The organism is Rheinheimera sp. D18 (assembly GCF_004345025.1).
GTDB lineage: Bacteria > Pseudomonadota > Gammaproteobacteria > Enterobacterales > Alteromonadaceae > Alishewanella > Alishewanella metallidurans.
In genome coordinates this window covers 958116-970967 of sequence record NZ_CP037745.1, presented here as the reverse complement: position 1 = coordinate 970967, position 12852 = coordinate 958116, and the positions used below count along the sequence as shown (strand labels likewise).

At 44.2% G+C, this 12852-nt stretch carries 9 protein-coding genes; 1 reads left to right on the top strand and 8 read right to left on the bottom strand.

Annotated features, from left to right (window positions below; translation table 11 throughout):
* Window positions 1–434 precede the first annotated feature (434 nt).
* From E0Z06_RS04650 to E0Z06_RS04630, 5 genes are all read right to left on the bottom strand, one after another.
* Window positions 435–860: a hypothetical protein gene (locus E0Z06_RS04650; RefSeq protein ID WP_132582339.1), complete on the bottom strand. Its 426-nt coding sequence runs from the start codon at window positions 858–860 to the stop codon at window positions 435–437.
* Window positions 861–992: 132 nt separating this feature from the next.
* A complete protein-coding gene (locus tag E0Z06_RS04645) occupies window positions 993–1748 on the bottom strand; it encodes a hypothetical protein (protein ID WP_132582337.1) in 756 nt (251 codons plus the stop codon).
* Window positions 1745–2428: a hypothetical protein gene (locus E0Z06_RS04640; protein WP_132582335.1), complete on the bottom strand. Its 684-nt coding sequence runs from the start codon at window positions 2426–2428 to the stop codon at window positions 1745–1747. Before E0Z06_RS04640 ends, E0Z06_RS04645 begins: the two co-directional genes overlap by 4 nt.
* A complete protein-coding gene (locus tag E0Z06_RS04635; protein ID WP_132582333.1) occupies window positions 2425–3063 on the bottom strand; it encodes a hypothetical protein in 639 nt (212 codons plus the stop codon). The genes E0Z06_RS04640 and E0Z06_RS04635 overlap by 4 nt, the downstream gene beginning before the upstream one ends.
* Window positions 3064–3178: 115 nt before the next feature.
* Window positions 3179–3796, bottom strand: coding sequence for a hypothetical protein (locus E0Z06_RS04630; RefSeq protein ID WP_132582331.1), 618 nt, complete (start codon window positions 3794–3796; stop codon window positions 3179–3181).
* A 185-nt stretch (window positions 3797–3981) separates the two neighbouring features.
* On the opposite strand from E0Z06_RS04630, the gene E0Z06_RS04625 reads away from it, so the two are divergent.
* Complete coding sequence (locus E0Z06_RS04625) at window positions 3982–4284, top strand: hypothetical protein (protein ID WP_132582329.1); 303 nt, start codon at window positions 3982–3984, stop codon at window positions 4282–4284.
* A gap of 13 nt (window positions 4285–4297) precedes the next feature.
* Here E0Z06_RS04625 and brxL read toward each other — a convergent pair whose 3' ends face one another.
* From brxL to pglX, 3 genes are read right to left on the bottom strand one after another with little or no spacing between them, the layout of a single operon-like run.
* The gene (brxL, locus tag E0Z06_RS04620; RefSeq protein ID WP_132582327.1) at window positions 4298–6376 is read right to left on the bottom strand and encodes a BREX system Lon protease-like protein BrxL; all 2079 of its coding nucleotides are present in this window, start codon (window positions 6374–6376) and stop codon (window positions 4298–4300) included.
* A gap of 3 nt (window positions 6377–6379) precedes the next feature.
* Window positions 6380–8902: a PglZ domain-containing protein gene (locus tag E0Z06_RS04615; RefSeq protein ID WP_132582325.1), complete on the bottom strand. Its 2523-nt coding sequence runs from the start codon at window positions 8900–8902 to the stop codon at window positions 6380–6382.
* Window positions 8899–12828: a BREX-1 system adenine-specific DNA-methyltransferase PglX gene (pglX, locus tag E0Z06_RS04610; protein WP_132582323.1), complete on the bottom strand. Its 3930-nt coding sequence runs from the start codon at window positions 12826–12828 to the stop codon at window positions 8899–8901. Before pglX ends, E0Z06_RS04615 begins: the two co-directional genes overlap by 4 nt.
* Window positions 12829–12852 lie beyond the last annotated feature (24 nt).

The following is a 12852-nucleotide window of genomic DNA, read 5'->3' as shown; positions in this document are numbered from 1 at the left end:
GGGTTAGAACCAAGACCTCGCTCACCGCGTTAAAACAAAAAACCACGCCTTTTGGCGTGGTTTTTTGTTTTAAAATGGCGGAGAGAGAGGGACTCTTAGCCAGTTTGAATTTACCAAGTAACCCTTTGATTTATAACAATCAGAATAACATATCACTTGGTTATATTGCAATTGTGGCAAAGTTTTGTGGCAAAGTTTTTCGCTGTTTTTCGTCATAATATAACCAAGCGATACCAACATGGCTCGGCAATCAGTTGGGGCTACCAATGGCCTGACACAAAATATTGAAGACTCATGGGGTTATCGTTCGCAAGAAATGCTAAGCTGACGCAACTAATTTACTTAATATGGATCCAATCTAAGGATAATCGAAAAGCCCATCTGTATTAGTTCAGGCAGGCTTTTTAGAGAACTAGAAAGATAGCTTTCTCACTTCAATTAAGCTCAAGATCTCTTCTTTTGCTGTAAAGTTGGTTCTCTACAACTATAAAGCCATCTTTTATCCATTTCGTTACTTGCTGTTTTTTTATGCCTTGAGCATTAGCAAATGCTATTTGAGAGTCATTAAATTTTTCAAAAATAAAACGCTCTAATGGAATTGCAATCAGAGGTGTGCTGGCTATTGCTTCGTGTTGTAACTCGCGGATCCACCCAATCATATCAGTATCATCAAAGTCTGATGTATCGAACGTCTCCTTGACATAAGCAAGAAATGTATCAGCGATATCATCTTCATAAACTTCTGCTTCTATCTCGTCCCTATAAGCCCGACCACTTGATTGAATAGCTATTTTTGACTTCACTCTGTGCATCCAATTTGTTTGCAAGATGTCTAATTGCTCAGCCGTTAATTTAATCATTTTGAATCTCCTTCCTAGATCGCAGGTAAACCATAAGGGATTACCAATAAAAAGTCAACCATAATAGTTTACTTTTTTAATGAAGATAGGAGACCCACATTTGTTAAACGGCTTGAAGTTGATGTTTTATTTTTAGTATAAGGCGCGGATCTCAAGGTGGTCGTATTGAGTGAAAAACTGCAGCTCTTTATGTGCCAGCGACGGTGCTGTTTTAGCCAAAAATGCGTTTGGGTTAAACCACAGGCATGTGCAATCATCGATGGGGCGTTGGGATGGCTCACGTACTAGGCTTTGCGGATTGCCCCAGTGTGGATCGCACCAGAATCCATCGGTAGCGCAAACAACCTGGCTATCATCACTTAGATCGAATTCAAAATACTCTGGTTCAAAAGACCTGTGAGGTCGTAATGACCGCGTCAACAAATGGCGGTTGGGAGAGGATTTGAGCTCGTCTGTAAATGGTGCGAAGACATTCGCCGCGGTATGCACGGGCGTAATCCAATTAAAAAAGCCCGCTTTCACACAGCCCATTCTCACATCGCCGGCACAATACCCCCAGACCCGGTGCGTATCGATAAACGCCACGGTGATACTGGCACATCCCCCGCGCAGTTTGTCATTTAGCTGTGTAGCAAAGCATTTCAGCATGCTCAATAGCGCGTCTGGCGCTGTCGACAATTTGGAGCGTGAAATCGCATCATCCACTGAAGCCTTAAACGTCGTTAATAGAATATCTTTTGGCAAGGGCCGTGACGTTGAGATATCAAACATCGCCAACAACAAGAGATCTTTAAAGCGAAATATCACCGTCGCATCGTCATACTGCGGTTGAGCAGCGCCCGGCAACGCGATAACCCCTTCTTGCTGAGCGGTATTTGCTGCGCTCATAGACAGTCCTCGATACGATCAAAAATGAGTGACTCCCGCGCACTATTGTTCCCTGTCGCACTTTGCACGGCATACTCAAAATTAGGATCTTCAAGCAACGCTTGAAGCTGAACTTGAAGAAAGTCTCTAAGCTCCCCTTCAACCGCATTGATCTCGTCAACAATTTCTTCGCGCCCATCAAAGATATTAATCAAATCCTCAATATCGTGACTTGATAACGCGTCACCGTTTCCTCGTCCTAAATATGCTTCAAGCTTGGTGGCCACAAAATAAACCGGCTCGACGAGCTTGATGGTAATTGCGTCCGTCAATGCAAAATCACGAGCTGTTGCCATCGCATCACGATACCAACGGTTACTAAACCCGAGAATGTCGGCATTGTCCGGCATAAAGTCGACTTTAAGCTGTCCGAGCATCATTGTGCAAATAACGTCCTGCTCCATAGACTCACGAAAGCCTAATTGCCGCAAACGCTCAGCAAGTTGAGCCCAGGCACCATAACCTCCAGCATGCACAATTAAGTCAACATCATCGGTATACCTAACCTGCTCTTTAGTGAAGTCGTCGGTTAAAAATAGCCCAGTGGTACACCCGCCGATAAACACCACTTGTGGCAGCAATTCATTCAGCGCAGTTGCTACCTGGACTAACATCTCTTTTTGGAAATTGATTTTACTCATGAGCTTACCCGCAACAGTTTACGCATCATGTCGATAGCGATCCCACGCTCCCGAGAATGGCCAATCCTAACAGCATCGGTTAGCGCTAATAATGCGTACGTTAAATCATCTGTTCGAATAGCGGCAAAGATATTTTCATGTAACGGTTGAACAGCTACACCTTTAGTCTGCCCTTTGAAATAGGGCCAAATGGGCGCAAGCTCCCCGGAAGTCATTAACTTACCTTGCAGAACCGGCGCAGCAATTGATGTCGCGATCCCACGGGTCACTTCGCCTTCTTTTGCAGGAAAAACGTATTGGATACCGTATGCGATGAATTCAAGCAGCGCACGAGTGTTGGTTTTGGGCAAGCCTGTTTTACGATCGGCTTTTGCTAGGCCTACGTCAAACATTCGTTTCAGACTTAAGCTAACTTGAGATTTGCTGATCCCCGTGTCCTGCTCTAAGGCTCTTACGGAAAACAGACTCTCAGTGAAAGCAACAGGTGGCGCATCCTTATGCAGAAGATTATCGCCCAGCCAATCGATAGACGAATCATGCGGTACAAGCAACTCTGCATCATACCGATTAGGATTGATCCAGCGCTGTGTGAGCGACTCTATTTTGAAGAGCACGACGATATCTTGACTTTTCATTTTCATTACCAACCAAAAGTCCCGTGTCCTAGGACGCGGGACAACTTTCAGTTATATACAATAAAAAGTCAAGACTTAATTCTTAGCGCTAAGTTGTAGCGTCAGAGCAACTAACTTAACAAAGAAGTTTTTGCAGAACTTCCGGTGCAATGTACGTCCAGTCTCGAAACGGTGTCTGTTTACGACTTTTGAGAAAAAATTTATAAAATAGGACGCTCAGCGACAACGAGTAAACCGCAAGTTTGTTATGCGAAACAGCATAAAGTCTTGCAGACTTATCAGCTGTCATTAAATAGCAAAATACCCGATCATCGCTGTTGTTCAATATATCTGCGTATTCATGAGAAATGTAGCAACCTATACCGTTGTCCACACATTTCTGAATAAAAGGTTTTACGTGTTGATACACTGCGTAGGCAGTGACTTCTATCTCTTCGAGTTCTGCAGTCTCAGAACTTCTTTGTAACAACTCGTCGCGACTTAAAATTACCCTGTATAGGCCTTTCGTACATTCGTAAGCGTAACCGTAGCGTACAATTCTTAGTTCTCGGTTTTTATCATGAAGTTCTGGAACACCGCTTGCTGATTGCAGCAAAGATAAAATATGCGTAACGTCGATTTCTAAAGACTCAATCTGCTTAAAAAATGGATTTGTCAGATCAAAAAGGGATGTATCAGTGTTAGCATTACTCTCGTTGCTTAAAGCAGACTGTGCAATTGTTAATGAAGTCATGTTAGTACTCTCCTTGTCTAAATCATATTGCTATTATAACACAAATGGTTTAACTCAAGGCCTTGATTTATCAGATGTATTTTACTTGGTTTTATTGTCATGAAAAAACACATGAAATACCAAAGCAGCGCTAAAAGCGCGGTTAATTTTCAAAAAATACTACAATCGATGACAAACTGAGAAAGATGAAACTACTAAACACCTACGAAGACCGCGAAGAAGCAGAAGCGGCAGTACTAAAAATTACCGGAGAGAAACGCCTGGCCAGTGAGCGGGACAGCACCGTGGTTATTTACAACCTCTTCGGCCAGCCAACCTGGGGCAATTTTTATGCGCTTGGGATGTTTAACCTGGCAGAGTTAAAACAGATTGTTGAAGCGCGCAAAGCTGGGTTAGATTACAACCAGCGCCGGCACCAAGAAATTCTTGGCACCTTAAGCTATGTTGAATCGAGCTTTGAAGTTAAAATCCCAAGCCATTGGTTGTAGACATGTTTGATTACTAAGCCTTGTAAATATCAACCTTTGTTTCTAAACACTTTCTAAGAGAAAGGTCGTTTGTACCAATGCCAAACCAGCTATCCGGCTTTTGAAAGAAATCCAAGCCCCGGCCGATTTTAATCACCCAGCCATTATCGATACGCATTTCACGATCATGCATGTGCTCGTTAATTTTGACATCAAGCTCAATATCGATCTCCAATAAGCTTTGCTTTAGCTCGCCCAATTTATCAGACATCTCCTTTACATCCGTATCACTGTCGTAACTGGTAATAAGCTGGATTTTTCTGATATTGGGAGCCTTCACTATCGCCTCGCAAAAGCGCACAAAGTTCTGCACCTGATGCGTCAGCCTTATGTAAGGGTCTTCAATCACAATCTCTTTACCGCCCACCAAATAGGGGCCAATAATTGACTCATAGCTGTAGCCAGTTGCGCCGTAATGGATGGTGTAATGTTGCTCGGTTAATTGAGGCTCTAACGCAGTAGGTAAGCTTACAGATGGCTCTATAACTGCAGGTTGGGTAACTTGTGCAGTCGTGACGGTTGGCACAACGTTCGTTCCCTGTTCTGAAGCTTCACCGCCCACATCATGTATATTTTTTCGCACAGGATCTTGGGTTGCAGGCGCAAGTTTAGACTCCGGGCAATACACAATAATTTCTTTACCATCAGCGTTAAAATAAGACAGATTAATCTTGGCAAATTCATCATCTGATTTGCGCTTGTTCATCTGCTCTTTTACCCGCCGTCTGGCCTCGATGGCGTAAGCAACATACTCTTCAAATTCGGCGTCAGATGCTGTCCCACCTGGATGTAAAATCTTTAAGAATGCCGCAACAGTCTTCTTAATCCCCTTTTCGTCACGGCCTTCAACTGCCCTGCCCAATCGGATCCGCTTGCTGACTTCTTCATAACGGTTAGTTTGTTTTAACTGATAATGAAAAGCTTCTGCCAGGTAATCGGTAATGAAACCATAGTTACTGGTTAAAAACTCGCTGCTATTTTTCGGCATCTCCCAACCCGGCAAATAGCAAGCAAAACGGTCCATTACTGCCAGGTCAAACTCTTTGGGTAACGGTTGAAACAAATCATACATTTCGGAATTAACGATTTGCTCGACGGACAAATCTAAATTACCGACAAAGGCCATAGAGGCATCAGCAATCACCTCAACACCACGAGAAAAGCGGCCATTGGCCATAAAATCCTTCATGATCTGAATGGTATCGTGGTCTTTAACCTTAATGCCGCCTACTTCATCAAAGGCGACGGTATCCCAGAAGCCAACCAAACCAATCTTTTTACGCTGGTTGTTATAAAACAAGGTCGATTTGGTTGCCTGGCCACCGCTGATTAGCGTTGAATAGGGTGAGAACTCGCTGAAGAAATAGGATTTACCCGTCCCGCGTGGTCCTAGTTCGATAAAATTGAAGTTCGGCTCAACTAAAGGCAACAAACGGGCAATAAAATGCATTTTCATGCGAGGGGATAAGCGTGAAGGCTCCAGACCAACCGTGCGCAGAATAAAGCTCATCCACTCGTCACGACTGCAAGCACTGCGTCCTTCACAATACTGTTCGAAGTTAAACCGGCTTAACTGAATAGGTCGCAAATCTTCGATAAAAAATGCGTAATCGTCATCTTCAATTTCGTTATAGGCAATTGTCACTTCAGCCCACAAACCACCTTGTAACAGCCGGTCATGATTGCGGTAAAACGTTTCGCTTATGCCTACTCTACGGGAATCAAAGTTCTCAAGCGCAGCCCAATGCCGGCGATCTTTCTCCACGTAATTAACATGCACTTTATCGATAAACCGATACTTACCCTTAGTCGCTACTTTAGATTGCGCTTTGTTGGCTTCATTGGGTCGCACGTAATTATCGTTTAGCGTATCAAGCACGGCTTCCATACCTGCCTGGATCTCGGCTTCATCATCACTGGCGCAATAACGTGCCAATAAAAACTCCAGCACAAAGGTGGGTACGTTGGTGCCTTTTTTAATCCGATGTACCAAGTCTTTGCGTACAACCTTGCCATCGAATAGCTGGTTAAGCTTCTGATCTATAGCATCCATAATTTATACCGTGTAATCCGTTTCCAATTCTAATTGGCAATAAGCTTTCAAGGTCGACGGGTTTAGTGCTTTAACTTTAAACTTCCCTTCAAACTCTAAATGCATTTTTAGCGTGATCTGCGTTTTATCGCCCGGCTTTAAGGTGATGGTGCCCGTCGCCGGGTTAACCGCGCCACCTGGCTTAGCCTCCCCCACGACATTGCCGCTCTTGTCGTGCGCTTCAAGCAAAATTTCAAAATCGCTACCAATGGAAAACATATCCTGGGTTTCAACAGCAATTTCCACTACTGGCAACCTGGTGGTAATACGTTTTGCGCCATTTTTATAGGTCAGCACTACATTGGCTTGTTCAAGCGGTGCCTGCTCGGCAACAGGCAACTGAATCTGAAGCACCGGCACCACGCATTCTTGCAAAGAGGCACCGCCATGGTAATACAACATACCTGCTTTGTATGATGCCATGGTCAAAGGCCCAGCTAGCTTGGCGAAATCACCCCGTATACCGGCTTTGTCTGCGGTAATGGCATAATGATGTTGGTCAGCACTACCGTCACCCAATAAACAGCGTTCGTGAATGTTTAGCCAGTCTCCGGCGAGCTTATTACAGGTATCGCCGGCTTGTGCATGGGTATTCATAAAGAAGCCGTGATCTGTCGCGATCACCACATCTCTAAAACCGGCGTCTTTCAATTTATGGATAGCAACGCGGATCCGCTTTAACGCATTAATAATTTCAGCCGGCGCAGTATCAGGATGGTTTTCAAAATGGCCATCAATTTCAACACTGCGCAGCACTAATAGCTCTACACCGTCCTCAATTTTAAAGCGGCTTCTGACAAAATCTTCTAACCGGCCTTCCTGAAAACGTGCCCCATACCGTTTGCGGATCCATTCCATACGCTGGGCAACCGTTTTTACTTCCTGGCCTTGAATATAGGGCACTAACTTACCGTCAACTTTATTTAAGGTTAACGCTGAGCTGGCATCTGGCAGCAAGCTCGCCATACCTACTAGGGTAATACTGGGCAACTGCGCTAAAGCCGGCATTAACTCAACTTTGCCATCTTCTTTCAGTTGTTGCTCCAGTGCCACGCCAAGCTCATACCGCAGTGCATCCACCATCAGGTATGCCACTTTATTGCCGCTTTGTTTTAGCTTAGGTGCTACCAGTTTATCGAATACTTCCGTATTAGACAGGTAGCCAGGTTGCGGCCAACCTTGGCTTTGCAAATGCCGGGTAAATACCAGCTGTAACTTTTCAATTAACCGGCCGTATTGCTTGCGCACTTGTTGCTGCAAAGGATGCATAATCCCTTGCGTATCTTGCCAATCATAATCACTAATAGCTTGTTCAAACTCACGGTGCAGCCTATCGACTTCTCTGAACTGCGCAATATAAAACGCTAAAACCGCTTCCATACTGCGGGTATTGTCGGCAAGTACACGGTCATTATCCTGGCAAGCGGCAATAAGGCTTAACGCTGAGCGCAGCAGATCCCATTGCGCTTGGCTTTCACCTTTACCGGTCCAAACCGACTGCGCATGGCGTGATAAAATTTGCCGAACGCGATCGGTATCGTCGCGCTGCAGCGCATCAATTGCCTGATGTAAAAAGGTACGCTCTTCAAATGGAAAGGTGTCACGTTCGCCTAAGTCGGCAATATTGCTGCACGAGTCTTTTAAACCGAGCTCAGCTTCTACCGCTTCAGCGCGCTCGATATAGGTGGGTTGCGTACGCCTGTCGCTGCGAAGCCGTTCACAGATATCTTCAATCAAGGGTTTTGCGGCGTCGTTCGCTTTGGGCACATCGGCAAGTTGCATCGGTAAAGCCGACGGTAAGTCAAAAGCAAACTCGCTAAATAACACAAAACGCCATAACTCTTCAGCAATAGCGGACCAGGTTTTCCCGCGGGTTTTTAAGTCTAAGCCAATACTGGCCTTAAGCAGCTCTTTAACCTCAGTAACCCAGGTTTCATTGGCTTTAAGCGCACTCTGCTGGCTGTCGCTTGGTACCAATAAGCTAAATAAAATATCGCGGGTCGATTCAACCTTTAACGTCGCGCGTAAATTTGGCCAGCTTAAACCACCGCCAATTGCATCTATTACCGCAAAACTAGGGCTGGGGTCGCGTTCAAATACCTCACGTACCTGGGTAGCATAGTCCGGCTTCGCCTTTAAACAAATGCTCAAAAAATTATCGCCATCACCTGCTGGGAACACACTACCGCAGGCACTGTATAGGGCATATGGGTCGCGCTGTTTATCTTCATCTTCCAGCGGTTTGGCGGCAGGTACATAAACCAATAGCTGAGCCAGTTTGTGCTCGCCCAGCTCAGTCAGGGCTTTTATCGCCTGGGCCCTCGCCTGAATACTCGATTCAGTTGCATCCACCACAACGCATTGCGCACCGGCCAATGCTAAACAGGTGTCGCGATAACGCTGCTCTGGGTCATAAACCACTAGTACCTGATGCTTTTCTAACCGGGGGGCCAGTATTTGCTCTTGAATAAACTGTTGAATACTCATAAGCCCTTCTCTTCCTTAATTCGCTTAATCAAATTCAAAATTTCAGGCTCGGTTAAATCTTTTGGCTGCCATTCAAATTTAGTTTCACCAGTCGCCTTTTTACCGCGTGTTACCGGTACTTCTACTTCATGCCAAAAATGCCCTTCCACGTCATGGGCTATCGCCAAGCTGCGGTCTTGGTGGCACTTACGTAGAACCCTATCTGGCCAAATGCTGCAGGCAAGATGTGCCCAATCGTATTCGCCTTGTTCCAGGCTTTCCCAGGTTTCTTTTAGCTTTTTCTGCCAGGCTTTATGTTGGAACAGTTTCCACAGTGGCGCAGCGGTGATCTGCACACCATCGTTTAAGTTTGGTTTCCAGAACTTGGCAATACGTAGCAGCTCATCACGAAAATCACGCAGTTCACTAACCAAGTCACTGAGCTTCTCCAGCTCTTTTTCTTCCTGGCTGCTGCGAGCGGATTTACTGCGTAGGCTACTCAAATCATGTTCGACCTGAGCAAGCTTAGGTTCAACAAAATCGTTGACGCAAGTGTAGAGAGTTTGCTCGTCTATTTGATGATAATAGAGCCATAAAGTGTATGAGATCGATGGAGTTTGTATTGGCCAATATATTGGAGCCTGCCGCTTATTTGCAGAATACATTCCTAAATGCATATCGAAAAAGCCACTTGGCTTGTGTAAGAATGCTATTAAATTGTCACGGTCTTTAAAACTATTATTTATTAAACCTATATCTAAAGCATCATATAGTACATCAAATTTATCAGTTGAGAGAACCCTTGAAATGCCACCACCCCACCTTCCAAACAGCCGACCAAACTCAACTGATACAATCCGTACATCAAGTGAAGATAGAAGCTGATCAACAATACGTCTATAGTTTTTCTCAGGCCTCTCTCTTTCATCCAAAATCAATACATTTGCTTCATTAAAATCTGAAATGTCGACTTCAAAGCATTTTAAAACTATTTCATCCAGCTCGATGTAAAGAAGCTCTAATTTTTGTATATTTTTATCAATATAACTAGGGATTTGACCGGCTTTATCAACTAAAGATTTGAATTCATTAATGTCGAAGTCATCACTTTCTTCAAACCATGAGTACAACTCTCTGAAGAAAGCTGTAAGATTTTTGCCAATTTCACTTAACCTATGATCAAAAGAGATTGGTTTAGGCATTATCGAGACATGAGCTGATAACCATTGATATCTACCCCTTTCTCCAACTTGGAAAATCCTTAACAGAACCTTAAAAAGCGACGAGTTAAATATTGACAGTATTGAATAAATTGAGTATTCACCTAACATTTTCTCATGAATGAAAAATGCTGGTCCATTGTCATTATAAACAACATTTTCTTTTTCAATTAACCTAACACCAAAACCAACTGAGTTTTTAATACCCCATCCAACAGAGCTTCTACCAATATAATCAACATTTTTTAAAGTTCTTGATTCAGAACCATATTTACCTACTGCAAAAGCCCTAAGTTCGCGACCATTATCTCTCCAATTGATCTTCATATCTAAAGGTGAATAAAATGTCGAGAATTCCCCTCCCTTAAAAAGAGGAGACCACTCGTAATCAATAACCTCCCAGTGATTTCTTGCAAACCTGTCATCATTACCAGTAATCAACCCTTTCTTTACAACTCCAATTTCAGGATCTAAACGATCTTTTTTGAAAAGCTCCAACATCCAAGGTTTGACCCAATAGCATAAAACCCCCATAGGAACTTTCAAGAAGTCCTGAGATTTCACAACATAAGTTTTATCATAATCTAGATTTGAAAATTTAAGGACTGCTTCGGCCTTTTCATCAGCTGAAATTCGAAGAATGTCCCCACAAATCGTACGTTCTTGAATATTACGTTCTTTGAAGATTAACGCGGCAGTATCAACAGCTGCATCTAAAACTCCATTTCCTAAATCCACCAAAAACGAAAGTGAATTTTTTTTCAGCAGAAATTGTTTTCTGAAATTTGTAATTCGCTCATTTAAGATCAGTGTTCTAGATAGAATAACTCCGCAAAACCTTTTTCTTGTACCTATGCTTTCCGCTCGTTCAAGAAAATTATTGATAATATCGTGGCCATAATCTAGGTAAGTTCGTTTTATATACTCATCTACAGCCTTAGTAGCGCTACCGAAAGGTGGATTCATCAAAAATACATCAAATCGCTTACGGCATAGGTCAATAAAAGCGAATCCTTTCGCGGCATCCTCAGCAAACAGTCGCTTCTGGTCTGCTGTAGCTTCTGCCTGCTCAGCATAATCACTTAACGCCTGTAAAATACGCGACTCGGCATCATCCCAAAAGCTCTCATCATTAATGCCGCGCAAATCAAAACCCAGCGTGGTTTGTGGAATAGCTGCATCGAGTTCAGCCTGGAATAAATCGCTAGTACCGCGACCACCAGATTGCTTTAACCATTGCTTGCGAGCTTCTTGGATAGCCGTTTGAATTTCTTCTTCGATTTTAAGCAGCGTACCAGCCTCACCAGCTAACTGCATTTTATCGAAGATAACCTCTAGCAGTTGTCCTAACACCGGCGGGTTAAGCTTGCTGGTAAATTCCTGCAATAAGGCTTTTTCACCTGGCATTGGCTCGGCGCAAACGATGTTGGATTTAACAATGGTTGGCCGCTGCTGCGGTTTAAGGCCTTGCTGGTGCCAAGCACGCTGGGCGCGTTGCCATAAACTTAAGCCGGCGATTTGCACGGCGCGAGGATCAATATCAACACCATGGATATTGTGTTCGATAATCAGTTTAGGGATTTGCTGCTTAAAAGCGTCTAGCGAAGCATAGGTTTCTTGTAACGAAGTTAAACCATCTTCTCGGGTAAAGGCAGCTGCACCTAATTGCTGTTCTAATTGCCAGGCTTCCAGGTAGATACGCTCAAATAAGTCAAACGCATATAAACCAAAGTGCATAGAACCACAGGCGGGGTCTAGCATGCGGATAGTACGCGGGTCTTTTAATGGCCTATGTGGAATATAAACAGGTTGCTGCAACAGCTCTTGCTGGCTTAACGCCTCGTCATTTTGTTCAGTCTCTGGCGCATCCTCACCGGGTTTTAAGAAGATTTCTGTTGGGCGACGGACCAAGTAACGGCAGCTATCCACTAAGCCGGTATTACCTTGTGTCATTTCATACCAGATACGGCCCAGGGTGTTGTCGGTTAAAAACTCTACAACGTAACGTGGGGTAAAGAACTGATTGCGTACCGCTAGCTCACGGCTGTTGCGTGGTGCCTGCGACTCGGCACGCATTTTTTTACGTTCTTCTTGCGAGTTAAAGTACTGGTATATCCAGCCAATGGTTTCATCTTCTGCCCACAGGTGCTCGATATCAACATGGTTTATCTCACCCAAAAGCTCTAATAAGGCACTTTCTCTGGGGAATAACCGGCCTTGCGCACTGTGACGGTCAAACAGCACGGCCAAGTCCAGGCTAAATTCGTCGAATAAACTAAACAGGTAGTTCCGATAAGCATCGCCGGTTTCACCGTGTGCTGTAGCTGATGCAAACCTGTAAAGTTTAAAACCTTGCGAATTGTGGCCTTTTGCGATCGATTCCAACAAAAAACCACGGGCTTCAGCCATGCGAAGCGCCGCGAGACGGTTTAATACGGTAAATGCCTGCTCGCGCACTATGCGGTCTAATACCTGCTTAATACGGTCTTTTTCAGTTTTACCCGGGGTGGTTGCCAGGTAATGGGCGAGCGTTTCACGTAATAAATGTGCAGTTTGCCGCTGCCGATTATCTAAATGGGTGAGGCTTTTAATTGGCGCATTGGTGCCCAGTTTTGGATCTAAACCATAGGTAGCCTGCAGCTGACGGGTAAACTCTTCACTTAAAATGGCCCGGGCGCTGCTAACAAATTTTTGTAAGCGATTACGGGTACTTTGATCAAATGCCATTTATGACTTCCTGTTAAATGTGTT

Coding starts and splice junctions, on each gene's coding strand:
- E0Z06_RS04650 (WP_132582339.1), bottom strand. CDS start 860: ATGATTAAATTAACGGCTGAGCAATTAGACATCTTGCAAACAAATTGG.
- E0Z06_RS04645 (WP_132582337.1), bottom strand. CDS start 1,748: ATGAGCGCAGCAAATACCGCTCAGCAAGAAGGGGTTATCGCGTTGCCG.
- E0Z06_RS04640 (WP_132582335.1), bottom strand. CDS start 2,428: ATGAGTAAAATCAATTTCCAAAAAGAGATGTTAGTCCAGGTAGCAACT.
- E0Z06_RS04635 (WP_132582333.1), bottom strand. CDS start 3,063: ATGAAAAGTCAAGATATCGTCGTGCTCTTCAAAATAGAGTCGCTCACA.
- E0Z06_RS04630 (WP_132582331.1), bottom strand. CDS start 3,796: ATGACTTCATTAACAATTGCACAGTCTGCTTTAAGCAACGAGAGTAAT.
- E0Z06_RS04625 (WP_132582329.1), top strand. CDS start 3,982: ATGAAACTACTAAACACCTACGAAGACCGCGAAGAAGCAGAAGCGGCA.
- brxL (WP_132582327.1), bottom strand. CDS start 6,376: ATGGATGCTATAGATCAGAAGCTTAACCAGCTATTCGATGGCAAGGTT.
- E0Z06_RS04615 (WP_132582325.1), bottom strand. CDS start 8,902: ATGAGTATTCAACAGTTTATTCAAGAGCAAATACTGGCCCCCCGGTTA.
- pglX (WP_132582323.1), bottom strand. CDS start 12,828: ATGGCATTTGATCAAAGTACCCGTAATCGCTTACAAAAATTTGTTAGC.